The sequence below is a fragment of the Orlajensenia leifsoniae genome, assembly GCF_004570845.1.
In the GTDB taxonomy this organism is placed as follows: Bacteria; Actinomycetota; Actinomycetes; order Actinomycetales; family Microbacteriaceae; genus Orlajensenia; species Orlajensenia leifsoniae.
On record NZ_SPQZ01000002.1, the window covers coordinates 230,364 to 252,896 of the forward strand.

Sequence of the window (22,533 nt, forward strand, 5' to 3'; positions counted from 1 at the left end):
CGACCGGAGGAAACTCATGGGAATCAGAAGAACGCTGCTCTCGGGTGCCGCTGTCGCGGCTCTCGTACTCTCGTCGTTGCTCGCCCCAGCCGCGGCGAACGCGACCACGCAGGCGGGCGATGGCCCCGGCCACGGCGGTGGCCCGGCAGAGACCATGCTCGTGTCGGGTCTGCAGGGTGCCAGTGGCAGCACCATCGGACCTGACGGAGCGCTCTACGTCACCGAAGGCGCGATAGGCCAGGTGACGCGGATCGATCCGCGGACCGGGGCGACATCGCCACTGGTGACGGGACTCCCGCCCGCGATCATCGGCATCGGCGGCGCCATCGACGTGGCGTTCATCGGCCGCACGGCCTACGTCCTCGTGACGATGGTGGGCGATGACGTGCCCGGAGCCACGACCAATGACACCGTCGGCATCTACAGGGTCGACGGACCGGACAGCTTCACGGTGGTCGCCGACATCGGCGCATGGTCGATCGAGAATCCCCCGCCGGCCGATTTCGACATCTTCATCGCCCGCGGAGTGCAGTTCGCGATGCAGCCGTCCCGCGGTGGCTTCCTCGTGACCGACGGGCACCACAATCGCGTGCTGAAGGTGTCGCTGTCCGGGGAGATCAGTCAGCTGATCCAGTTCGGCAACATCGTTCCGACAGGCCTGACCAGCCGTGGTTCCGTCGTGTACATGGCCGAGGCCGGACCGGTGCCGCACGTCGCCTCCACCGGCAAGGTCGTCTCCTTCGGTCGATGGAACCCGCGGCCCCGGGACGTGGCATCCGGATACAGCCTGCTCGTCGACGTCGAGTACGGTCCGTGCGGGCTCTACGCGCTCTCGCAGGGCGACTCGCCGGGCACGGTGCCCGAGGGATCGCCCGCCCTGCCCGACAGCGGTGAGCTGCTGAGGGTCGATCGCACCGGTACGTTCTCCGTCGTGGCCGACGGTCTCGATCTGCCGACGTCCGTCGACTTCAGGGGCGACACCGCCTATGTCGTCACCCTCGGTGGCGAGGTGGTGAAGATCACCGGACTCGCGAAGCACCACCGCGGAGGAGGATGCGGAGGGACCGGACATCACGGACGCTGAGTCGACCTGACCCCCGTCAGAACAGGGCGTGCACCCCCGTGGCCACCGCGTAGATCGTGACGCCGGCCAGCGCTCCCACGACCGTGCCGTTGATGCGGATGAACTGCAGGTCCTTGCCGACCTGCAGTTCGATCTTCTCGGTCGTCTCGCGGGCGTCCCAGCGCTCGACGGTCTCCGTGATCACTGCGGCGAGGTCGTGCCTGTAGTTGAGCACCACGTAGGTGGCGGCATCCGCTATCCACGCGTCGACCTTCCCGGCCAGCACGCGGTCCTTCGACAGTCGCTGTCCCACCTCGACGAGCGCCGCCTCTGCCCCGATGCGGAGTTCGCTCGACGGGTCGGCCAGCGAGTCGGCCAGGCTCACCTTCACCGAGCTCCAGAGTTCATCAGCGAACTCGCGCAGCCTGGGGGAGTCGAGGAAGTCGGCCTTGATCGCCTCGACGCGCTCGATCATCTCGGGATCGTGCTGCAGCCTGTCGGTGACTCCGGCGAGGTACTTGTCGATCGACAGGCGCAACGGATGCTGCTGATCCTCGCGCACCGACTGCAGCAGCTTCAGCACCTCGCGATGCGCACGGTCGTCCACGATTCCGCTGACGAAGCCGGGCACCCAGCGGGGGAGCCGCTCCGAGACCACGTCGCCGAGAGCATCGGGATGCGCCACCAGCCACGTCTCGGTGGCATCGAGCACGGCATCCACCGCCGCCCGCTGCTGGTCGGCCGCGACGAGCTGCGATCCGACCCGCCCGAGCGACGGCGCCCACTCGGGTTCGAACAGGTGACGACGCGCGAGCCGCTCGATCATGTCGCGCACGTCATCGTCGCTCAGCAGCTTCAGCATGCCCTGCGCCGCGACGGCCCCCTCGGCGCTGACGCGGGCTGCGTTCCGCGGATCCGCGAGCCAGGTTCCCACCTTGTCGGCGACGCTGAAGGTGGCCAGCTTGCCGCGCACGACCTCCTCCGAGAGGAAGTTCTCCTCGACGAATTCGCCGAGACTCGCCCCGATCTCGTCCTTGCGGGTCGGGATGATCGCCGTGTGCGGAATCCTGAGGCCGAACGGATGCCGGAACAGCGCGGTCACAGCGAACCAGTCGGCGATGGCGCCCACCATCGCGCCCTCCGCAGCGGCACGCACATAGGCGAGCCAGGGGTAGGTGTCCTGCAGCGAGAAGGACACGGCGAACACGACGGCGGCGAGCACGAGGAGCCCGCCGGCGATGCGCTTCATCTGCCGGAGCGCGACCAGCCTGGCGGCATCCGCGTCGCTCAGGATTCGCGGTGATGCGGTCGCCTCGCGCTCTGCCGTGAGCGGTTCTGCCTCCCGTGTCATCGAGCCCCCTTCAGATGGTGAGTGTCACTGCCTCCACCGTATGCCTCGCGGAGCCTGCACCCGCTTCTGCGCGGGTCTCGGCTACTCGGCCCCGATCGGGGGAAGATGCTCGCTGCGATGGATCTCGTAGGTCACGGCGTTGCCGGGGGAGTCGGGATCGTCGGTGATCGGCTTGTCGTCCATGAACAGCCGGATGGCATGCGCTAATTCTCCAGGGTGGCTGAAGTTGATCGCGTGCGCGGCGCCCTCGATGACGACGAGGAGCAGATGGTTGTCCGTGCGCACGGCGACGTCATGCACCCGCTGCGGCCCGGGCATGAGCGGGTCGCGGGTGCCGATCACCACGAGGGTGGGGATCTTCAGCGCGAGGAGGCGGTCGAGTGTCGGATACTGCGTGAGTGCTCGGAACATCCTGACGGTGCTCGGAACGCCGAAACGCAGGTAGTCGGGGGTGGCGACTCCGACCATCCGCGTCGGCTCCCGGCCTCCATCGCGCGCCAGCTGCCCGACCGCTCGCCTGAGGGGTTGATTGTGAATCCCGCCGGCGGGGGAGACCAGGACCGCCCGTTCGAGTCGTTCCGGATAGTGGTGCGCGAACTCCAGGATCACGGGGCATCCCATCGAGTTGCCCACTAGCGTGACCGACTCGATCCCGCGATCGTCGAGGAATCGAGCCGCGGCGTGCGCCAGGTCGGGCACGTCGAGCGAGTTGGGCGCTTTCCCGCTGCGACCGAATCCCGGAAGGTCCGGCACCAAGGTGTGGAACTCGTCGCTCAGCAGGGCTGCCGTCGGCAGGAGGTAGCGGCCCGACAGTCCGAAGCCATGCAGGTGCATCATCACCCGTGCACCCGGGGGCGGCTCCGGCGATTCCCGGTAGAAGACGTCGATGCCATCGACCGTGGTCCAGCGCTCGGCGAGGATCGACGCGGGTCTGCGCGGAGTGCGACGCTCTCGACGACGGGCGTCCGCGGACTCCCTGGACTGCACCGGGTCCTTCATCTGCAACCCCCTGTCGATCAGGTGATTCTCGCCGATATCCACGGCGACACCGCTTTCCCCCACGGTAGGCCCAGAGGCGGCTCCTGCGCATCCTCGGATTCAGCTGAAGCTTCGGCGGCCTGCAGCTCCTCGATGGAGAGCGTCATTCCTCCGGCGCCGATGGATTGACAGGCTCGAACGAGGCGAGTGAACGCCTGTAGCCGCGAAACCCGAGCGCCAGGAAGGTCGCGACCGAGACGACCGTCAGCACGGCGCCGACGATGATCGCGAGGCCGTACCAGTCGGTGAGGGCGGCCAGCAGGCCACCGACGAAGAGGCCGAGCACCGCCGAGTTGATGACGATGATGAAGACCATCGAACTCCCGGCGACCTGCGTGGATCCACGCGGCCGGAGGAATGAGTACGTTCGCTTCATCCCGGCCTCGTCGTCGTGGGTCGATGCGAAGAAGTATCGCTCGACGCCGGGGTCGATGTCGACATAGGCGGCTCGCAGGCGATTCATCGCGAGAACGAACATCATGTCCTCGTCGGCGACGTTGATCACGCGGATCTGGGTCAGGATGCCGATCACGTACAGCAGACCGAGGATGCCCAGCGCAGACGGGGCGAACGGCCCACTGTACTGCGTGGCCTGGCCGAGCAGGCTCACGCTCACGAGGGCTGCGGAGACGAGAGTGAGGAAGATCGCGATGCGCGTGAGCACCTCGGCCTGCGCGGTGCTGCGCGACGCGAGGAGACCCCAGTGCTCGGTGGCGAGGATCTGCGCACGGACGGAGGGCGGAACCGGCGGCGGCTCCGCGGAGGCAGGCGATGCCGCATCCGTCATGGGACACATTGTGCTCTCGTCAGCAGGCGGCCGCCAGAGTCGCGGGCAACCCCCGCCGGGCTCGCCGAGAAGATCGGAATGACGCGCCCGGGAACGACGAAGGCCCGGCCACTCGATGAGTGTCCGGGCCTCGTACTGGAGGGGATGACGGGAATCGAACCCGCGTGATCAGTTTGGAAGACTGAGGCTCTACCATTGAGCTACATCCCCGTGGCCTCTGCGAAAAGGCAACTCGACCATCGTAATACAGACTCGAGGGTGCTCCGTCCACGTCGACGTCGAGCCGGGCATCGAGCCGGGCATCGAGCCGCACGTCGAACGAGATGCCGAGCCGTCGCTCTGACGGAACGCACGGATGCCGTGCAGTAGACTTTCCGAGGTTCCCCGCTATTCGCGTGCCTTGGCGCGCGCCTCGCGTTGGATCGAGAACGAGTTGAGCGGATGACTCGGGGCGTAGCTCAGCTTGGTAGAGCGCCCGGTTTGGGACCGGGAGGTCGCAGGTTCGAATCCTGTCGCCCCGACCACCGCATCGACACACCCCCTCATCTACAGGAGATCTTCCCCCATGCCGAACACCTCGGTTGAGAAGCTCAGCCCGACTCGCGCGAAGCTCACCATCTCGGTGACGCCCGAGGAGCTGAAGCCCAGCATCACCCACGCGTACAGCCACATCGCCGAGGAGATCAACATCCCCGGCTTCCGCAAGGGCAAAGTTCCGCCCCCCATCATCGACCAGCGCGTGGGCAAGCTCGCCGTTCTCGAGCACGCCGTCAACGAGGGCCTCGACGGCTTCTTCCGCGCCGCCGTCGCCGAGCACGACCTCCGCACCCTCGGACGCCCGTCGGCCGACATCGTCGAGTGGCCCAGCGACAAGGACTTCTCGGGCGACCTCCTCGTGCACATCGAGGTCGATGTGCGTCCCGAGATCGACCTCCCCGACTACAACGGCATCGCCCTCACGGTCGACGCCGTCGAGGTCGGCGACGAGGAGATCCAGAAGGAGCTCGACACCCTGCGCAGCCGCTTCGGCACGCTCAGCACCGTCGACCGTCCCGCGAAGAGCGGCGACTTCGTCACCATCGACCTGATCGCCACCATCGACGGTGCCGAGGTCGACACCGCCAGCGGCATCTCCTACGAGCTCGGCTCGGGTGACCTCATCGAGGGCATCGACGAGGCCCTCGACTCCCTCACCGCAGGCGAGGCCACGACCTTCGAGTCGAAGCTGCTCGGCGGCGACCACGAGGGCGAGACCGCTGAGATCGCCGTCACCGTCATCGCCGTCAAGGAGCGCGAGCTCCCCGAGGCCGACGACGACTTCGCCCAGATCGCCAGCGAGTTCGACACCCTCGACGAGCTGAAGGCCAGCCTCGCCGAGCAGGCCGGCCGCTCCAAGACCTTCGAGCAGGGCGGCCAGGCGCGCGACCTCCTCATCGAGAAGCTCACCGAGCTCGTCGAGGTTCCGGTTCCCGCCGGCCTCATCGAGGACGAGGTGCACCGTCACCTCGAGAACGAGAACCGCCTCGAGGACGACGAGCACCGCGCAGAGGTCGCCATCTCGAGCGAGAAGACCTTCCGCACCCAGATCCTGCTCGACGCCATCGCCGAGGCCGAAGAGGTCAAGGTCAGCCAGGACGAGCTCTCGCAGTACCTCATCCAGGGTGCTGCCCAGTACGGCATGGACCCGAACGAGTTCGTCCAGGCCCTGAGCAGCAACGGTCAGATCCCCGCCATGGTCGGAGAGGTCGCCCGCAACAAGGCCCTCGCGCTCGTGCTGGGCAAGGCTGTCGTCACCGACTCCAACGGTGCAGCGGTCGACCTGTCCGACTTCGTCGTCACCGAGGAGGACGAGGACGAGGCTGAGGCCGAGGTCGTCGCCGAGGCTGAAGAGGTCGTCGAGGACGCCGAGGCAGCCGACGCCGTCATCGAGGCCGAGGAGAAGCCGAAGAAGGCTCCCGCCAAGAAGAAGGCACCGGCGAAGAAGGCAGACGCCGAGTAGTCAGCACCATTCACCATCGGGAGGGTCGATCGCGTTCGCGCGGTCGGCCCTTTCGCGTACGAGAAGGAGAACGGATGCAGCACCCCACGCCATCCGACGACTGGAACGCGCTCGTCGACGCCGTCTGGGCCGCAGCCGACGAGCTCGGTGACGACGCCGTCATCCAGCGCATCGACGCCCTCGCCGCCGAGCGGGGCGAAGACGACGCCCGCGCCGCCTTCGAGATGGTCGGCGCCCGAGACTCGGCCGGACTCGAGTCGGAAGCCGCGCCGCTGTACCGCACAGCTCTCGCACGAGGCCTCGACGAGGTCCACCGGCCGCAGGCCGTCATCCAGCTCGCGAGCACCCTCCGCAATCTCGGCGAGGTCGAGGACAGCATCCGGATGCTGGAGGCCGAACGCGCCGAGCATCCGGAGTCACCGCTCGACGACGCGGCCGCCGCGTTCCTGGCGCTGGCGCTCGTGACGCGCGGCGACGCCGAGAGGGCGGCATCCGTCGCTCTCAGCGCACTCGCACCGCACCTTCAGCTCTACACGCGCTCGGTGCGCGCCTACGCGGCCGAGTTGGCACTCTGACACCGACTCTGCTCACGGCGAACATGGCCCGGTTCCGGTGATCCGCTCGGTTAGATTCGTCTTACGCGATAACTGAAGGAGCGACACAATGGCCGAACCGACACTGGGACCCAGTGTTTTTGACCGCCTGCTGAAGGACCGCATCATCTGGCTCGGTTCCGAGGTGCGCGACGAGAACGCCAACGAGATCGCGGCGAAGCTTCTGCTCCTCGCCGCCGAGGACTCGAAGCGGGACATCTACCTCTACATCAACTCTCCCGGCGGCTCGATCACGGCCGGCATGGCGATCTACGACACCATGCAGTTCGTTCCCAACGACATCGTGACCGTCGGCATCGGAATGGCGGCCTCGATGGGCCAGCTCCTCCTCACCGCCGGCACCAAGGGCAAGCGCTACATCACCCCGAACGCCCGCGTGCTGCTCCACCAGCCGCACGGTGGCTTCGGTGGAACGTCGAGCGACATCCAGACCCAGGCTCAGCTCATCCTCGACATGAAGCGCCGCCTCGCCGAGATCACCGCTGCCCAGACCGGCAAGACCGTCGAGCAGGTCAACGAGGACGGCGACCGCGACCGCTGGTTCAACGCCCAGCAGGCACTCGAGTACGGCTTCGTGGATCACATCCGCGAATCGGCGCTCGACGTGTTCGGCGGCGGCGGCACGGACGCCAAGTAGAGCACCGAAGAGAGACAAGGACTTAGACATGACCATCCCCAGCTTCGGTGGATCCGCAACGAGCTCGATGGGCGGCAGCGCACTGCACCAGCCGTCCTCGCGCTACATCCTGCCCACGTTCGAGGAGCGCACGGCCTACGGCTACAAGCGCCAGGACCCCTACGCCAAGCTCTTCGAGGACCGCGTGATCTTCCTCGGCGTGCAGGTCGACGACGCGTCGGCCGACGACATCATGGCGCAGCTGCTCGTGCTCGAGAGCATGGACCCCGACCGCGACATCATGATGTACATCAACTCGCCCGGCGGCTCGTTCACGGCCATGACGGCGATCTACGACACCATGCAGTACATCCGTCCGCAGATCCAGACCGTGGTTCTCGGGCAGGCCGCGTCGGCCGCAGCGGTTCTCGCCGCTGCCGGCACGCCCGGCAAGCGCCTCGCCCTCCCGAACGCCCGCATCCTCATCCACCAGCCGGCCGTCGGCCAGGCCGGTCAGGGGCAGGCGTCCGACATCGAGATCCAGGCGCAGGAGATCCTCCGCATGCGCATCTGGCTCGAGGAGACGCTGGCCAAGCACTCGAACCGCACGGTCGAGCAGGTCAATAAGGACATCGACCGCGACAAGATCCTGTCCGCGGCCGACGCCCTCGAGTACGGACTGATCGACCAGGTGCTGAGCTCCCGCAAGGGCCTCGCCGCCATCGCCAAGTAAGCACGACCCGGCGAGTAGGAACACCTCCACCGTGAACGCGGCGGACGACTGGCTGCACGACAGCCGGGCCGTCCGCCGCGTTTCCGTGTATCCGGATGCCGCAGTCGAGTGGAACTCGTGGCCGGCATCCATCCCTGCCGTCGGCCAGTTCCTGCGTGAGGGCGGCCGCGAGTTCGCTCCCGGACTGACCCTGCTCGTCGGCGAGAACGGGAGTGGTAAGTCGACCCTGCTCGAAGGCATCGCGATGGCCTGCGGCCTGCCGCCCGAGGGAGGCAGCAACCAGGGGAGTCACTCCACGCGGCCGAGCGAGTCGCGGCTCTCGGAGTGGTTGCGCATCGAACGCAGCCCGAGCGCCCCGCGCTGGGGATTCTTCCTCCGGGCCGAGACCATGCACGGCTACTACAGCTATCTCGAGGCCCTGCCGAACAGCCCCGATCGCGACCTCCACGAGCTGAGCCACGGCGAATCGTTCAATCGCATCCTCGACGACAAGCTCAACCACCCCGAGTACGTCGCCGGCCTCGCCTGCCTCGACGAGCCGGAGGCCGCACTCTCCTTCGGCTCCAGCCTGCGCTGGATCGCCGGCCTGGCCGAGGCCCTGCAGCGCGGCACCCAGGTGATCTGCGCCACCCACTCGCCGATCCTGGCCTCTTTCCCCGGAGCATCGATCCTCGAGCTCGGGGAGTGGGGCATCAGGGAATCGACCTGGGAGGACCTCGAACTCGTCGGCCACTGGCGCAGCTACCTCGACGACCCGCAGCGCTACCTTCGTCACCTGCTCGACTGAGCGGCGCCGCTTCGCGCAGGGCGAACGGCGCGCTGACGGCAACGGCGGCACGGTTCCCGCAATTGTCCGTGGCACAGGTTAGGCTCGGTTCCAGTTGCACTGAAGGGGGCACTGATGGCTCGCATAGGCGAAAGCGCCGACCTGCTCAAGTGTTCTTTCTGCGGAAAGAGCCAGAAGCAGGTGCAGCAGTTGATCGCGGGTCCGGGTGTCTACATCTGCGACGAGTGCGTCGAGCTCTGCAACGAGATCATCGAGGAGCGGCTCGCCGAGGCAGGCGAAGAGGTCTCCGACGAGTTCGATCTTCCCAAGCCCCGCGAGATCTTCTCCTTCCTCGAGGAGTACGTGATCGGCCAGGAGGCCGCCAAGCGCGCCCTCGCCGTCGCCGTCTACAACCACTACAAGCGCGTGCGCGCCCGCACCACCATCGGGCCGGCCGACGCCATCGACGACATCGAGATCGCCAAGTCGAACATTTTGCTGATCGGCCCGACCGGCTGCGGCAAGACCTACCTCGCGCAGACTCTCGCGAAGCGCCTCAATGTGCCCTTCGCCGTGGCGGATGCGACTGCGCTCACCGAGGCCGGCTACGTCGGTGAAGACGTCGAGAACATCCTCCTCAAGCTCATCCAGGCCGCGGACTACGACGTCAAGCGCGCCGAGACCGGCATCATCTACATCGACGAGGTCGACAAGATCGCCCGCAAGGCGGAGAACCCGTCGATCACCCGCGACGTCTCGGGTGAGGGTGTGCAGCAGGCGCTGCTCAAGATCCTCGAGGGCACTGTCGCCTCCGTTCCTCCGCAGGGCGGCCGCAAGCATCCGCACCAGGAGTTCATCCAGATCGACACGACGAACGTGCTGTTCATCGTGGCCGGCGCCTTCGCCGGCCTCGAGGAGATCATCTCCTCCCGCGCGGGCAAGAAGGGCATCGGCTTCGGCGCCCCTCTGCACATCAAGGGCAACGAGCAGAACCTGTTCAGCGAGGTGCTCCCCGAAGACCTGCACAAGTTCGGCCTGATCCCCGAGTTCATCGGGCGTCTCCCCGTCGTGACCACCGTCACGCCGCTCGACCAGGCCGCTCTCATGCAGATCCTCACCGAACCGCGCAACGCCCTCGTCAAGCAGTACCAGCGCATGTTCGAGATCGACGGCGTCGAGCTCGAGTTCGAGACCGACGCCCTCGAGGCCATCGCCGACCTGGCGGTTCTCCGCCAGACCGGTGCCCGCGGCCTCCGCGCCATCATGGAGGAGGTGCTCGGGCCCATCATGTTCGAGGTCCCCTCCAGCGATGACGTCGCCGGTGTCGTCGTGACGCGCGCCTCGGTGCTCGAGAACGCCGCTCCCACGATCGTGCCCGTCAAGGCGCGCCGCGAAGAGAAGTCCGCCTGACCGGCACTGTGAACCCGGAACGCCTCGGGCTTTCGAGGAGAGACGGGGGAGGCCTCTTCCACACTGTCCTCGCCGGCGTCATCGCCGCGATCACCGGGTTCGCCAGTTCCTTCGCTCTCGTCATCGCGGGCCTCGGGGCCGTCGGGGCCACGGATGGGCAGGCCTCATCGGGTCTCTTCGCCCTGTGCCTGGCCACGGGCATCACCTGCATCGTGCTGCCGCTCGTGATGCGCATCCCGATCTCGTTCGCGTGGTCGACACCGGGGGCGGCGCTCCTCATCGCCGCCGGCGCCGTGACGGGGGAGTTCGCGGCAGCCGTCGGAGCGTTCCTCGTGTGCGGAGTGCTCATCGTGCTGGCCGGGCTGTGGCCGGCGCTCGGGCGAGCGATCACCAGCATCCCCAAGCCCATCGCCAGCGCCATGCTCGCCGGCATCCTGTTCCCCATCTGCCTCGCTCCGGTCACGGCATCCGTCACCGAACCCGCCATCGCGATCCCGATGGTGCTCGTCTGGCTTCTGTTGGCCAGGCTCGCACCACGTTGGGCCGTTCCTGCGGCCATGCTCGTGGCCGTGATCGGCATCGGCATCGCGGCCGGTCCCGGCGTCTTCGCCAGTGCATCGGCGGCCCCGCACCTCGAGTTCGTGATGCCGGTCTTCGATCCCCTCGTTATCGTCAGCCTCGGGCTGCCTCTGTTCATCGTGACGATGGCCGGGCAGAACGTGCCGGGGTTCGCCGTCATGTCGACGTTCGGCTACACGCCGGCTCCCCGTCCGGTCCTGGTGAGCAGCGGCCTCGGCACGATCGGCGCCGCGCTCTTCGGGGGTCACGCCATCAACCTCGCAGCGATCACCGCGGCTCTCATGGCGTCTCCGGAGTCGCACCCCGACAAGTCGAAGCGCTGGATCGCCACATTCACCTCAGGCGTCGTGTATCTCGTGCTCGGCCTGTGCGCCGGGCTCGCGACGGCCGTCGTCGCGGCGGCTCCGCCGATCATCATCACCGCCGTGGCGGGTCTCGCGCTTCTCGGCGCTTTCGTCACGGCCATCGGCGGGGCGCTCGAGGCGCCCCAACACCGCATCACCGGCATCGCGACCTTCCTCGTCACGGCATCCGGCATCTCGATCATCGGAATCGGTTCCGCGTTCTGGGGCCTCATCGTGGGTGGGGTGCTGATGGCGTGGCTGTCGCCCTGGAAGCGGGCCAGCCCGGATACGGCCGGGGGAGCGCACCCAGCAGACTCAGAGCCCGGCGTGCCTGCGCAGGCACGCCTCGACGAGGAGACCGATCATGAGCCAGACCGCCCCTGAGCCGACCACGGACGGCCGCACCGCCTCCGCCACGACGTCCACGGCGCGCTCTGCGCCTGACGGCTCCGCATCCGGTTCCGCAGCCGTCAGCCGCTGGCGTCGCATCGCCGTCATCGTCATCGTGGCGTCGTTCTCGATCACCGCCCTCGTCGGCATCATCTCCCTGCTCGTCGGGAGCCTCGGCGACGTGCAATGGCGCATCCTGGGCACGACATCGCTCGTCGGCACGTTCAGCGTGCTCGCGCTCTGCCACCTCGCCATCGTCGCCGGGGCGTATCGATGGATCGCCGCTGCGGGACTGCTGGTCAGTGCCCTCGCGCTGCTGATCGGACTCGGAATGATCTGGGCTCCCGACGACTGGATGTTCCGCTCCACCTTCGGCTGGCAGAGCTTCGGCATCACGGCGGTCCTCGCCGTGAGCGCCGCTCACGCCAACCTGCTTCTCATCCTGGGCCGACGCCGACGGCCGCTCGTGCGCATCGGACTCTGGGTCACGATCGGCCTCATCGCCCTCCTCGCGGCTCTGCTCGTGCTCGAGATCGCCACCGAGTGGGGCATCAGCAGCGACGGCTTCACCCGACTGATCGGCACCGTCGCCATTCTCGATGTGCTCGGAACCGTCGTCGTTCCGGTTCTCGCGATCTTCCTCCGCGACGATGCGGACGAAGCCGCGGCTCCGGAGGCCGCGGACTCGACCGAGGGCGCGGTCGTTCCGGTCTCGTCCGTGACGGCCGCGCGCCTCGACGCCCTGCGTGCGGGTCGTGGAGTCAGCCGCGAGCGCCTGATCGAGGAGCTCGTGGCGGCGGCGGACGACGCGCGCCGCAGCATCAGCTAGTCGAAGACCCGCACCAGGTTCCAGCGCGTGCGACCGTCGTACTCGACGTCGAACACATGGGTCTCCCCGTCATCGGTACTCGCCTGGAACCGCCAGCCGCAGATCTGCAGGGGAGCCCGGCCATAGCCGAGTTCGTGGCGGGCGAGTGGCTGCCACCAGTCGCACGGACCCACGAGCGCTGTCGGCACGTCGTTCACCCGGAAACGACGCGACCGCCAGACGATGCGCTGCGGTTCTCCGCTCTCCGTGGTCCACACGGCCACGGCCTCGTCGATCTGGGTCATGCTGCCTCCACGGGACATTCGAAGATGTGTTCGACTATAGCACCGGGGCACGACAACGGCCCCGTCGCATCGTGAGCGACGAGGCCGGTGGGGGAGGTCTGGTCTAGGCCAGGTCGTCGTCCGTGCGAGCGCCGAAGACGATCTCGTCCCAGCTCGGCATCGACGTGCGGCCCTTCTTGCGAGAGGCCGATGGCACGCCGCCGGTCTGATTGGCCCAGTCGCGGCGTGCTCCGGATGCCGCCGTGGGAGCGGATGCCGGGGGAGTGATCGTCGCGGGGATCGGGAGCTCGGGCTGTTCGGTGATGTTGCCCGAGCCGGCTGGAGCGACGCTCGGAGCATCGGCGGCATCGCTGTCGAAGTTCGCGGTCTCCCGCTCCCCACGACGGCGACGGAGCGCCTCGAGGAGGTCCGCCGTCTCGCTCAGCGACTTGGGCGGGTCGTCGGCCCGGTTGATGGCGGCCTTGGTGACGGCGGCGCTGGAGACTCCGGTGCGTCCGTACGGGATCGGTTCGGCCGGGACGTCGACCTCGGCCTGCTCGATGAGCGGGTCGCGGAACGTGAAGGCCCCGCTGTCGAAGCGCGACTGATCGGCATCCGTCGTGTCGACGGCGCGCAGCCGGGGGATGAGCGAACCTGAGAGTTCACCCTGCTGCGAGAGGGTGACGGCCTCGCTGTTGAGAGGTGCCAGGGCCAGCTTCTTCGGCTCGAATCCCCAGCGGGCGTCGTGGTCGATGGAGTCGGCCGTGAACTCGAGCTTGATGATCCAGCCGCCTGCCGGCTCCTTCCAGCTCGCCCAGCGCTCGTTGGACGCGCCGAGGGAGGCGAGGCGTTGGCGCATCACGCCACCGAAGCTCGAATCGTCATCTGCCGGGTCGGGTTCCTGGGTGGGGTGCACAGGAACGCTCAGCGCGCTCGTGAGCACGTGCTCGCGCTCGGCGAGCACCGGGCCCTCGAACCGCTGGATGTACTCGAGCGAGGCGCCAGTGACCGCTGCGACGTCTTCGGCACTCATGCCCGAGCGTACGTAGGCCTGAACCTCGCGTGGCGACAGTTTCTGGCTGCCTGCCGGCTCGGGGTTCGCTCGACGCAGGCGGGATTGCATCACCTCGTCGATCACGATCCGGAAGCGGTCGCCGTCGTCAGAGGCGACGACCAGTGCCCCGTTCTCGACTCCGATTACCTTCAATTCCTGCATCGGGATAGCCCTCTCGTGCTCGCAACTTCAAGGCAAGGGTCGCACGTCGAGTCCCCAATTCGCGGGAATAGCATCCGCGTGCCGGAAGTTGTCTCGGATGACCTGAGAAGGCGCCGAATGGCCGTTTGCTATTCCCGCCCGATTGGGGCACACTATCGTCGCCGTTCTCATGAGGAACGGCGGTAACTGAATGGATGGGCATGGCAACGGATTACGACGCACCGCGAAAGACTGACGACGACTCTGAGTCGATCGAAGCACTCAAGGAGCGAGTACCCGACAAGATGTCCGGCGTCGTCGACGTCGAAGACGCCGACAACCCCGGCGGTTTCGAGCTGCCCGGTGCAGACCTCTCCGACCTTGACCTCGACGTGGTCGTGCTGCCTCCCCAGGCAGACGAATTCACCTGCGTGAACTGCTTCCTCGTGAAGCACCGCTCGCAGATCGACCACGACAGCAAGCTCGGCCCGGTGTGCCTGGAGTGCGCCGCCTAGGACACATCGTCGTTCGACTCGACTGGCCGTTGCGATCCATTGATCGCAGCGGCCAGTTCTCTTCCATGGCGGCTCGAGACGATCCAGTACGGAGCCGGGTCCTCTGCGGCAGGCAGCAACGGCACCTTCACCACGTCGTCGACGTAGCCGCGGATCATCAGCCACGCTCGGGCATCGAGGTTCGGGCCACGCTCGCGCCAGGCTGCCTGTCCGCTGAACGAGGTCGCCTCGCCCACGAGCGAGACCGGGATCGACGCCTTCGCAGCACGGAGCACTCCGTCCTCGACCGCCACGGTGGGTGCGGAGAGGATGAGGCCGGCCACGCAGCCGCCATAGAGCACGACCGCCGTGATGATGCCGGCCGTCAGTGAGATCGGGGCCAGAACGAGGATCGAGGCGGGGATGACGAGGGCTGTCGAGATGAACAGCCACGGAGCCGGCCAGAGCCGTTCGCGGTAGAGGGGCATGGCTCTATTCGATCAGATATCTGCACTACCCTCGACACGTGGCAGATTCCGTCGAGGTCCTCATCACAGCGTCCACCCTCCCGAGCTACTCCCACCCGGGTGACGCTGGAGCCGACCTGCATTCGTCAGAGGCACTCGTCCTCGAACCCGGCCAGCGGGCCACGGTCGGAACCGGCGTCGCGATCGCCCTCCCCGACGGCTATGCCGCCTTCGTCGTTCCGCGCAGCGGCCTGGCCTCGAAGCACGGCATCACGATCGTCAACTCCCCGGGAACGGTGGATGCCGGTTACCGGGGCGAGATCAAGGTCGCCCTGCTCAACACCGACTCGTCGATGCCGTACTCTGTCGCAGTCGGCGATCGCATCGCCCAATTGATCATCATGCCCGTCACCCGGGCCCGCTTCATAGAGGTCGAACGCCTCCCGGGAAGCGACAGGGGTGAGGGCGGATTCGGTTCCACGGGCACTGCCGCCCGCACGGCATCCGACTCGACTGCAGGAGTGAACGCGTGAGCGACATCGAGACCATCGGCGACATCCCCGTCGACCAGCCCAAGTCGGCCCCCGAGGACCGCGCTGAGAACGGCCCGTTCGACGAGGCCGAGGCCAGCCCGGTGCGCCCGTACGTCGATCTCGGCGGCGTGAAGATCCTTCCGCGCGAGGGCCTGCACCTGCGGCTGGAGATCGAGGAGGAGTCCAAGCGCGTCGTGGCCATCGGCCTCGACTACGCCAACTCGACCCTTCAGGTGCAGCCCTTCGCCGCACCCCGGTCCAGCGGCCTGTGGCACGAGATCCGCGATCAGATCAGCGACCAGATCGCCAAGCAGGGCGGAACGACGACGCTCCGCGAGGGTCCGTTCGGGCCGGAGCTCCTGGCGCAGATCCCCGTCGCGAGCGCCACGGCCACGCCGGGCACCACGCGGCTCGCCCGCTTCATCGGCGTCGACGGACCGCGCTGGTTCCTGCGCGGAGTGATCGCCGGCGAGGGTGCCGTGAACGCGGACGCCGCTGCCGCCGTCGAGGACCTGTTCCGCAGCATCGTCGTCGTGCGCGGCACGACGCCCATGCCCCCGCGCGACCTGATCCCGCTGCGCATGCCGGCCAACCCGGCCGGAGACACCACCACCGGTGTCTGAGTCCACGAACCCCGAGCCGACGACACCCGAGCCGACGCGCCCCGGGCCCGGAGCATCCGCTCCCGACGACTCCGCCCGCAGTGCCTCCAGCGACGACGCGCGCGCCACCGACCCGAAGCGCGGTAGCGACGAGCCCGAGCTGGCGACGACCTTCGCCGCCCAGCTCGCCGGAGCGGCCGAGAAGGCAGGGCTCGGGCAGATCGCCCGGGACGAGACGCTCTCGAGCGGCGACATCCTGAAAGCGTTGGGTGGCATCCGGGGTCTCGCCGAGGCGATCCTTCCCGGACTCGTCTTCCTCATCGTCTACACCTTCGCCCAGGACCTCGTGCTGGCGCTCGTGACCTCGGTCGGCCTCGCCGCCGTGTTCACGGTCATCAGGCTGGCCACCCGCACGCCCGTCACCCAGGCCTTCGCCGGTCTCATCGCCGTGGCGGCATCCGCGGCGCTCGCGCTCTGGACGGGACGCGGCCAGGACAACTTCGTGTTGGGTCTCATCACCAATGCCGCCTACGTCATCGCCCTCCTCACCTCGCTGCTGGTGAAGTGGCCACTGCTGGGCCTCGCCGTCGGATTCCTGATGGGCGACGGGCTCGCCTGGAAGACCGACAAGCGCAAGTACCGCGCGATGGTGCTCATCACGGTCTGCTGGCTGGCCCTCTTCGGGTTGCGCCTGGTGGTGCAGCTTCCCCTCTTCTTCGCCGGCAACGTCGAGGCGCTGGGCGTCACGAAGCTCCTCATGGGAGTGCCTCTCTACGCGATCCTGCTCGTGGTGTCGTGGCTCATCGTGCGCACCGTCTACCCGAAGACCGACACGGCCGCCGCTCGCTGAGCCCTGCGGCATCCGGTGCTAGAGTTATCTTGATATCAAGATAGATTTCACGGCCGGTACAGTCCGGATCAGCACTGCCGCGGGGCGGACCGCTTAGGTTAGCCTTGCTGGATCAGAGCAGGACCCGGCCACGAAGATGAAGTGTTGCCGGATTCACTCCGGGCGGACCACCTAAGGAGATGCGACGTGTCTGCAGTAAACAGTTTCGGGGCGAAGGACACCCTCCGGGTCGGTGAGACGGACTACGAGGTCTTCCGCATCGACACCGTCGACGGCTACGAGAAGCTCCCGTTCAGCCTCAAGGTGCTCCTGGAGAACCTGCTGCGCACCGAGGACGGTGCGAACATCACCGATGCGCACATCCGTGCCCTCGGCTCGTGGGTTCCCACGGCGGAGCCCGACACCGAGATCCAGTTCACGCCGGCGCGCGTCGTGATGCAGGACTTCACCGGTGTCCCGTGCATCGTCGACCTCGCCACGATGCGCGAGGCCGTCGAGGCCCTCGGCGGAGACCCCAAGAAGATCAACCCGCTCGCTCCGGCCGAGATGGTCATCGACCACTCGGTCATCGCCGACCTCTTCGGCACCGAGAACGCCCTCGAGCGCAACGTCGAGATCGAGTACGAGCGCAACGGCGAGCGCTACCAGTTCCTGCGCTGGGGCCAGACGGCGTTCGACGACTTCAAGGTCGTCCCGCCCGGAACCGGCATCGTGCACCAGGTCAACATCGAGCACCTGGCCAAGGTCATCTACGACCGCCCGGTCAACGGCGTGCTCCGCGCCTACCCCGACACCTGCGTCGGCACCGACTCGCACACCACCATGGTCAACGGCCTCGGCGTGCTCGGTTGGGGCGTCGGCGGCATCGAGGCCGAGGCGGCCATGCTCGGCCAGCCCGTCTCCATGCTCATCCCCAAGGTCGTCGGCTTCAAGCTCTCCGGCGTCATCCCCACGGGTGTCACGGCGACGGATGTCGTGCTCACGATCACCGACATGCTGCGCAAGCACGGCGTCGTGGGCAAGTTCGTCGAGTTCTACGGCGCCGGAGTCGCCTCCGTGCCTCTCGCCAACCGCGCCACCATCGGCAACATGAGCCCCGAGTTCGGTTCGACCGCCGCCATGTTCCCGATCGATGACGTCACCCTCGACTACCTGCGCCTGACCGGACGCAGCGAGCAGCAGGTCGCGCTCGTCGAGGCCTACGCCAAGCTGCAGACCCTCTGGCACGACGCCGACAAGGAGCCGGTCTTCAGCGAGTATCTCGAACTCGACCTCTCCACGGTCGTCCCCTCGATCGCCGGACCGAAGCGCCCTCAGGACCGCATCATCCTGGCCGAGGCCAAGAGCCACTTCGAGAGCGACCTCACCGACTACGCCGAGGTCTCGCACGACCTCGTCGACCTCGAGGGATCCGAGTCGTTCCCGGCATCCGACCCGCCCGGGAACACGCCCGAGGACGAGCACTCGACCCACGCGCACCACCACCTCAGCCACGCTCCGAATAACATCTCGAAGCCGACTGACGTGGAACTCGCCGACGGCCAGAAGTTCACGCTCGACCACGGCGCCGTCACGATCGCCGCGATCACGTCGTGCACCAACACGTCGAACCCCTCCGTCATGCTCGCCGCAGGCCTCCTGGCCCGCAACGCCGTGCGCAAGGGTCTGAAGGCCAAGCCGTGGGTCAAGACCACGCTGGCTCCGGGCTCGAAGGTCGTCACCGACTACTACGAGAAGGCCGGACTCACCCAGGACCTCGAGGACCTCGGCTTCTACACCGTCGGCTACGGCTGCACCACCTGCATCGGCAACTCCGGACCCCTCATCGAGGAGGTCTCGGCCGCGATCAACGAGAACGACCTGGCCGTCACCGCCGTGCTCTCAGGCAACCGCAACTTCGAGGGTCGCATCAACCCCGACGTGAAGATGAACTACCTCGCGAGCCCGCCGCTCGTGATCGCGTACTCCCTCGCCGGCTCGATGAACTTCGACTTCGAGGTCGACGCGCTCGGCCAGGACGGCGACGGCAACGATGTCTTCCTCAAGGACATCTGGCCCGACGCCGCCGAGGTCCAGTCCACGATCGACACCTCCATCAACAAGGAGATGTTCACGCACCAGTACGCGAGCGTCTTCGAGGGCGACGACCGCTGGCGCAACCTGCCTACCCCGACCGGCGCCACCTTCGAGTGGGATGCCGAGTCGACGTATGTGCGGAAGCCCCCGTACTTCGACGGCATGACCATGGAGACCACCCCCGTCACCGACATCGTCGGTGCGCGGGTGCTCGCGAAGCTCGGCGACTCCGTCACGACCGACCACATCAGCCCGGCCGGAAACATCAAGGCCGACAGCCCGGCCGGTCGCTACCTCGACGAGCACGGTGTCGAGCGCAAGGACTACAACTCCTACGGCTCGCGTCGCGGCAACCACGAGGTCATGATTCGCGGAACCTTCGCGAACATCCGTCTCAAGAACCAGCTGCTCGACGGCGTTGAGGGTGGCTACACCCGCGACTTCACCCAGGCCGATGCCCCGCAGTCGTTCATCTACGACGCCAGCCAGAACTACCAGGCAGCAGGCACGCCGCTCGTCATCGTCGGTGGCAAGGAGTACGGCTCCGGCTCGTCCCGCGACTGGGCGGCGAAGGGCACCAGCCTCCTCGGCGTCAAGGCCGTCATCACCGAGAGCTTCGAGCGCATCCACCGCTCCAACCTCATCGGCATGGGCGTCGTGCCGCTGCAGTTCCCCGCCGGTGAGAGCTGGGCGTCGCTCGGTCTCGACGGCACCGAGGTCGTCTCGATCTCGGGCATCGAGGAGCTGAACGCCGGCACCACTCCGAAGACCGTGCACGTCACGGCGGCGCCGAGCGAGCACTCGCCCGCCGGCAAGGAGACCATCGAGTTCGACGCCGTCGTGCGCATCGACACCCCCGGTGAGGCCGACTACTACCGCAACGGCGGCATCCTGCAGTACGTGCTGCGCTCGCTCGTCGCGTAGTCACCGCAACACACCGAACTGCCCACTTCCGCCAGTCCGAGCGTCAGCTCACTGGCGGAAGTGGGCAGTTCGCGTTCGGCCCGAGCGCTGGGCCGGCGATGTCGAGTGCGCGGTGGCTCAGCGCGACTGGCGCTTCTTGTACGGCAGGGGCTCGCCCTTGACCTTCGGCGCGCGTCCGACGCCCTTCGAGGCCTTGGCCTTGCCGCCGGTCTTGGCTGGGCGCGGGGCGTTCGCCGCGTCGTAAGCGGCGATCTCGTCGTTCGCCGTCGCCAGGAACAGCTCTCCGGCATCCGTCAGCGTCATCGGTCCGTTGCCGCGGCGGATCAGCACGGCACCGGCGACGGCCTCGAGCTGGTTCAGTGAACCGCTGAGGGTCGAGTGCGAGACGCCGAGAACGGATGCCGCACGCCCGAGGTCGAGTTCGCTCGCCAGGGCGACGTAGTGGCGGAGCATGGTGATGTCCACGGGGGTGGCCTTTCGTCAGGTCGTGCGTTCCACGGCCGTGTCCAGAGTACGGTGCCGGGGCCCGGCGCAAGCCCCTGCAGCAGACTCGGGGCCGACGGGACCCGACCGCGTAGACTCGATCGAAGCCACCGGGCACCCTCGGAGGCGAGCGAAAGGCGGTTGCGATGACCCTTCTGGAGACGATCAGGGGTCCCAGAGACCTCGACGCCCTCACGAAGGAGCAGTTCGAGCAGCTGGCCACGGAGATCCGCGAGCACCTCGTGCTGAACGTCGCCAAGACCGGCGGCCACCTCGGACCGAACCTCGGCGTCGTCGAACTCACCCTCGCCATCCACAGCGTCTTCGACTCGCCCCGCGACTCGATCGTCTTCGACACGGGCCACCAGTCCTACGTGCACAAGATCCTCACGGGGCGCCAGGACTTCTCGACCCTGCGCCAGACCGACGGCATGGCCGGCTACCCGCAGCGCGCGGAATCCGAACACGACATCGTCGAGAGCTCCCACGCCTCCAGCTCGCTGTCGTGGGCCGACGGCATCTCACGGGCGTTCTCGATGACGGGTCAGGATGACCGCAGCGTCGTCGCTGTGGTCGGCGACGGGGCGCTCACCGGAGGCATGACGTGGGAGGCGCTCAACAACATCAGCGACGACAACACGCGCCGCCTGATCATCGTCGTGAACGACAACGGACGCTCGTACGCGCCCACGATCGGTGGCATGGCGCGTTTCCTCAACACCGTGCGCACCCGCCGCAGCTACCGCAGCCTCTACCTCACCAGCCGCGAGGCGTTCGACAAGCTGGGAGCCCCCGGGCGCGCCGTCTATCGCGGCTTCCGCGGCGGCCTGCACGGATTCCTCGCCCGCTTCACGAACAACGAGGCGCTCTACTCCAACCTCGACATCAAGTACATCGGTCCCGTGCACGGGCACGACATCGAGGCGATGCGCGAGGCCCTCGAACAGGCGAAGCACTACGGGGCCCCGGTCATCGTGCACGCCATCACCGAGAAGGGCCGCGGCTACGGGCCGGCGCTCCGCGACGTCGCCGACCAGTTCCACGCCGTCGGGCAGATCGATCCCGAGACCGGGGAGTCCCTCGAGACCGCGGGGGCGGCGAGCTGGACCAGCGTCTTCGCCGACCGCCTCGTGGAACTCGCGGCCGACAACGAGCGCATCGTCGGCATCACGGCCGCCATGCTGCGTCCCACCGGACTGCACAAGATGGCCGAGCGCTTCCCGGGCCGCGTCATCGACGTCGGTATCGCCGAGCAGCACGCCGCAACGTCGGCAGCCGGTCTCGCCTTCGGCGGCATGCACCCCGTCGTCGCCATCTACGCCACCTTCATCAACAGGGCGTTCGACCAGGTGCTCATGGACGTCGCCCTGCACAAGGCCGGGGTCACGTTCGTGCTCGATCGGGCCGGCGTCACGGGGCCCGACGGTCCCAGCCACCACGGCGTGTGGGATCTCGCCATCCTGCAGGTCGTTCCCGGCATCCGCTTGGCTGCTCCACGCGACTCCGTGCGCCTCGAGGAGGAACTGACCGAGGCGGTGGCCGTCGATGACGCTCCCACGGTGCTGCGCTTCCCGAAGGGCAGTGTCGGTGCGAGCTTCGATGCCCTCCGTCGCACAGACGACGGCGTCGACGTGCTCTACGAGGGACCCGGGCGCGACGTGCTGATCGTCACGGTCGGACCCATGGCCGGCGTCGGCCTCGAGGTCGCCGAGAGGCTCGCCGCCCAGGGCATCGACGCCACCGTCGTCGATCCGCGCTGGGTCGTCCCCGTGCCGCGCAGCGTCGTCGACATGTCGGCGCAGCACCGCCTCGTCGTGTGCATCGAGGACGGCATCCGCGTCGGCGGAATCGGAACGCGGATCCGACAGGACCTGCGCGAGGCCGGGGTCGACACCGCTGTCACCGAGGTCGGACTGCCGGACGAGTTCCTCGACCATGGGTCCCGCGCCGACATCCTCGAGCGCACGGGCATGACGCCGCAGCACATCGCCCACGACGTCGTCGGCATGGTGCTCGGCTCCAAGCTGCCGCACGCCAGGCCGATCGACACCGGATCCACCTCGATCACCGCGGGTTCGAACGAACTCTGAGCATCTGCCGCACGCGTTTGACTTCGAGTGCGCTCGA

22 protein-coding genes and 2 tRNA genes are annotated in these 22,533 nt (G+C 67.7%); 16 read left to right on the plus strand and 8 right to left on the minus strand.

All coding sequences use genetic code 11. The features are described from left to right. Nucleotides 1-16: 16 nt before the first annotated feature. The gene (locus E4M00_RS05140) at nucleotides 17-1,084 is read left to right on the plus strand and encodes a ScyD/ScyE family protein (protein WP_135119415.1); all 1,068 of its coding nucleotides are present in this window, start codon (nucleotides 17-19) and stop codon (nucleotides 1,082-1,084) included. 16 nt (nucleotides 1,085-1,100) lie between these two features. On the opposite strand, the gene E4M00_RS05145 is transcribed toward E4M00_RS05140, so the two are convergent. The 4 genes from E4M00_RS05145 to E4M00_RS05160 form a co-directional block, all read right to left on the minus strand. Next, nucleotides 1,101-2,414: a DUF445 domain-containing protein gene (locus E4M00_RS05145; RefSeq protein ID WP_135119416.1), complete on the minus strand. Its 1,314-nt coding sequence runs from the start codon at nucleotides 2,412-2,414 to the stop codon at nucleotides 1,101-1,103. A gap of 81 nt (nucleotides 2,415-2,495) precedes the next feature. Then, nucleotides 2,496-3,413, minus strand: a complete 918-nt coding sequence (locus E4M00_RS05150; protein ID WP_135119952.1) for an alpha/beta fold hydrolase — start codon at nucleotides 3,411-3,413, stop codon at nucleotides 2,496-2,498. 142 nt (nucleotides 3,414-3,555) lie between these two features. Then, on the minus strand, nucleotides 3,556-4,239 hold the full coding sequence (locus tag E4M00_RS05155) for a hypothetical protein (protein ID WP_135119417.1): 684 nt from the start codon (nucleotides 4,237-4,239) through the stop codon (nucleotides 3,556-3,558). Between the two features lie 136 nt (nucleotides 4,240-4,375). Beyond that, nucleotides 4,376-4,449, minus strand: a tRNA-Gly gene (locus E4M00_RS05160). A 237-nt stretch (nucleotides 4,450-4,686) separates the two neighbouring features. Here E4M00_RS05160 and E4M00_RS05165 point away from each other — a divergent pair. The 9 genes from E4M00_RS05165 (at nucleotide 4,687) to E4M00_RS05205 (ending at nucleotide 12,519) form a co-directional block, all read left to right on the plus strand. After that, nucleotides 4,687-4,763, plus strand: a tRNA-Pro gene (locus tag E4M00_RS05165). Between the two features lie 41 nt (nucleotides 4,764-4,804). Further along, nucleotides 4,805-6,238 (plus strand): trigger factor, encoded by a 1,434-nt coding sequence (gene tig / locus E4M00_RS05170; RefSeq protein ID WP_135119418.1) that lies wholly within the window; start codon nucleotides 4,805-4,807, stop codon nucleotides 6,236-6,238. A gap of 74 nt (nucleotides 6,239-6,312) precedes the next feature. Next, on the plus strand, nucleotides 6,313-6,813 hold the full coding sequence (locus E4M00_RS05175) for a tetratricopeptide repeat protein (protein ID WP_135119419.1): 501 nt from the start codon (nucleotides 6,313-6,315) through the stop codon (nucleotides 6,811-6,813). Between the two features lie 88 nt (nucleotides 6,814-6,901). Continuing rightward, nucleotides 6,902-7,489 carry an ATP-dependent Clp protease proteolytic subunit gene (locus E4M00_RS05180; RefSeq protein WP_055904308.1) on the plus strand — a complete coding sequence of 196 codons (588 nt, stop codon included), beginning with the start codon at nucleotides 6,902-6,904 and terminating at the stop codon, nucleotides 7,487-7,489. Between the two features lie 28 nt (nucleotides 7,490-7,517). Further along, nucleotides 7,518-8,201, plus strand: coding sequence for an ATP-dependent Clp protease proteolytic subunit (locus E4M00_RS05185; protein WP_420813416.1), 684 nt, complete (start codon nucleotides 7,518-7,520; stop codon nucleotides 8,199-8,201). A gap of 31 nt (nucleotides 8,202-8,232) precedes the next feature. Then, nucleotides 8,233-8,988: an AAA family ATPase gene (locus E4M00_RS05190; protein WP_135119420.1), complete on the plus strand. Its 756-nt coding sequence runs from the start codon at nucleotides 8,233-8,235 to the stop codon at nucleotides 8,986-8,988. Nucleotides 8,989-9,102: 114 nt separating this feature from the next. Beyond that, entirely contained in the window at nucleotides 9,103-10,377 is a 1,275-nt protein-coding gene (gene clpX / locus E4M00_RS05195) for an ATP-dependent Clp protease ATP-binding subunit ClpX (RefSeq protein WP_056163499.1), read from the plus strand. A gap of 8 nt (nucleotides 10,378-10,385) precedes the next feature. Next, nucleotides 10,386-11,684: a benzoate/H(+) symporter BenE family transporter gene (locus E4M00_RS05200; protein ID WP_135119421.1), complete on the plus strand. Its 1,299-nt coding sequence runs from the start codon at nucleotides 10,386-10,388 to the stop codon at nucleotides 11,682-11,684. Next, nucleotides 11,665-12,519 carry a hypothetical protein gene (locus E4M00_RS05205; RefSeq protein ID WP_135119422.1) on the plus strand — a complete coding sequence of 285 codons (855 nt, stop codon included), beginning with the start codon at nucleotides 11,665-11,667 and terminating at the stop codon, nucleotides 12,517-12,519. The genes E4M00_RS05200 and E4M00_RS05205 overlap by 20 nt, the downstream gene beginning before the upstream one ends. Here E4M00_RS05205 and E4M00_RS05210 read toward each other — a convergent pair. Continuing rightward, entirely contained in the window at nucleotides 12,516-12,803 is a 288-nt protein-coding gene (locus tag E4M00_RS05210) for a hypothetical protein (protein WP_135119423.1), read from the minus strand. The genes E4M00_RS05205 and E4M00_RS05210 overlap by 4 nt on opposite strands. Nucleotides 12,804-12,906: 103 nt before the next feature. Beyond that, nucleotides 12,907-13,998, minus strand: coding sequence for a septation protein SepH (gene sepH, locus E4M00_RS05215; RefSeq protein ID WP_135119424.1), 1,092 nt, complete (start codon nucleotides 13,996-13,998; stop codon nucleotides 12,907-12,909). Nucleotides 13,999-14,198: 200 nt separating this feature from the next. Here sepH and E4M00_RS05220 point away from each other — a divergent pair, with 200 nt between their 5' ends. Next, nucleotides 14,199-14,492, plus strand: a complete 294-nt coding sequence (locus E4M00_RS05220) for a DUF4193 domain-containing protein (RefSeq protein WP_055822720.1) — start codon at nucleotides 14,199-14,201, stop codon at nucleotides 14,490-14,492. Here the strand turns inward: E4M00_RS05220 and E4M00_RS05225 are convergent. Next, nucleotides 14,489-14,959, minus strand: coding sequence for a DUF3093 domain-containing protein (locus E4M00_RS05225; RefSeq protein ID WP_135119425.1), 471 nt, complete (start codon nucleotides 14,957-14,959; stop codon nucleotides 14,489-14,491). The genes E4M00_RS05220 and E4M00_RS05225 overlap by 4 nt on opposite strands. A 38-nt stretch (nucleotides 14,960-14,997) precedes the next feature. On the opposite strand from E4M00_RS05225, the gene dut reads away from it, so the two are divergent. The 4 genes from dut (at nucleotide 14,998) to acnA (ending at nucleotide 19,923) form a co-directional block, all read left to right on the plus strand. After that, entirely contained in the window at nucleotides 14,998-15,471 is a 474-nt protein-coding gene (gene dut, locus E4M00_RS05230) for a dUTP diphosphatase (RefSeq protein WP_135119426.1), read from the plus strand. Further along, nucleotides 15,468-16,094, plus strand: coding sequence for a DUF3710 domain-containing protein (locus E4M00_RS05235; RefSeq protein ID WP_240036861.1), 627 nt, complete (start codon nucleotides 15,468-15,470; stop codon nucleotides 16,092-16,094). Before dut ends, E4M00_RS05235 begins: the two co-directional genes overlap by 4 nt. Then, complete coding sequence (locus E4M00_RS05240; protein ID WP_135119428.1) at nucleotides 16,087-16,923, plus strand: DUF3159 domain-containing protein; 837 nt, start codon at nucleotides 16,087-16,089, stop codon at nucleotides 16,921-16,923. Before E4M00_RS05235 ends, E4M00_RS05240 begins: the two co-directional genes overlap by 8 nt. A gap of 186 nt (nucleotides 16,924-17,109) precedes the next feature. Further along, nucleotides 17,110-19,923 carry an aconitate hydratase AcnA gene (acnA, locus tag E4M00_RS05245; RefSeq protein ID WP_135119429.1) on the plus strand — a complete coding sequence of 938 codons (2,814 nt, stop codon included), beginning with the start codon at nucleotides 17,110-17,112 and terminating at the stop codon, nucleotides 19,921-19,923. 117 nt (nucleotides 19,924-20,040) lie between these two features. Here acnA and E4M00_RS05250 read toward each other — a convergent pair whose 3' ends face one another. Further along, the gene (locus tag E4M00_RS05250) at nucleotides 20,041-20,388 is read right to left on the minus strand and encodes a LysR family transcriptional regulator (RefSeq protein WP_056163469.1); all 348 of its coding nucleotides are present in this window, start codon (nucleotides 20,386-20,388) and stop codon (nucleotides 20,041-20,043) included. 164 nt (nucleotides 20,389-20,552) lie between these two features. Here E4M00_RS05250 and dxs point away from each other — a divergent pair, with 164 nt between their 5' ends. Continuing rightward, nucleotides 20,553-22,496 carry a 1-deoxy-D-xylulose-5-phosphate synthase gene (gene dxs, locus E4M00_RS05255; protein WP_135119430.1) on the plus strand — a complete coding sequence of 648 codons (1,944 nt, stop codon included), beginning with the start codon at nucleotides 20,553-20,555 and terminating at the stop codon, nucleotides 22,494-22,496. The last annotated feature ends 37 nt before the right edge of the window (nucleotides 22,497-22,533 follow it).

Bases quoted from the DNA above. Each gene is read 5' to 3' on its own strand.
- E4M00_RS05140 (WP_135119415.1), top strand. From the start codon at position 17: ATGGGAATCAGAAGAACGCTGCTCTCGGGTGCCGCTGTCGCGGCTCTC.
- E4M00_RS05145 (WP_135119416.1), bottom strand. From the start codon at position 2,414: ATGACACGGGAGGCAGAACCGCTCACGGCAGAGCGCGAGGCGACCGCA.
- E4M00_RS05150 (WP_135119952.1), bottom strand. From the start codon at position 3,413: ATGAAGGACCCGGTGCAGTCCAGGGAGTCCGCGGACGCCCGTCGTCGA.
- E4M00_RS05155 (WP_135119417.1), bottom strand. From the start codon at position 4,239: ATGACGGATGCGGCATCGCCTGCCTCCGCGGAGCCGCCGCCGGTTCCG.
- tig (WP_135119418.1), top strand. From the start codon at position 4,805: ATGCCGAACACCTCGGTTGAGAAGCTCAGCCCGACTCGCGCGAAGCTC.
- E4M00_RS05175 (WP_135119419.1), top strand. From the start codon at position 6,313: ATGCAGCACCCCACGCCATCCGACGACTGGAACGCGCTCGTCGACGCC.
- E4M00_RS05180 (WP_055904308.1), top strand. From the start codon at position 6,902: ATGGCCGAACCGACACTGGGACCCAGTGTTTTTGACCGCCTGCTGAAG.
- E4M00_RS05185 (WP_420813416.1), top strand. From the start codon at position 7,518: ATGACCATCCCCAGCTTCGGTGGATCCGCAACGAGCTCGATGGGCGGC.
- clpX (WP_056163499.1), top strand. From the start codon at position 9,103: ATGGCTCGCATAGGCGAAAGCGCCGACCTGCTCAAGTGTTCTTTCTGC.
- E4M00_RS05205 (WP_135119422.1), top strand. From the start codon at position 11,665: ATGAGCCAGACCGCCCCTGAGCCGACCACGGACGGCCGCACCGCCTCC.
- E4M00_RS05210 (WP_135119423.1), bottom strand. From the start codon at position 12,803: ATGACCCAGATCGACGAGGCCGTGGCCGTGTGGACCACGGAGAGCGGA.
- sepH (WP_135119424.1), bottom strand. From the start codon at position 13,998: ATGCAGGAATTGAAGGTAATCGGAGTCGAGAACGGGGCACTGGTCGTC.
- E4M00_RS05220 (WP_055822720.1), top strand. From the start codon at position 14,199: ATGGCAACGGATTACGACGCACCGCGAAAGACTGACGACGACTCTGAG.
- E4M00_RS05225 (WP_135119425.1), bottom strand. From the start codon at position 14,959: ATGCCCCTCTACCGCGAACGGCTCTGGCCGGCTCCGTGGCTGTTCATC.
- dxs (WP_135119430.1), top strand. From the start codon at position 20,553: ATGACCCTTCTGGAGACGATCAGGGGTCCCAGAGACCTCGACGCCCTC.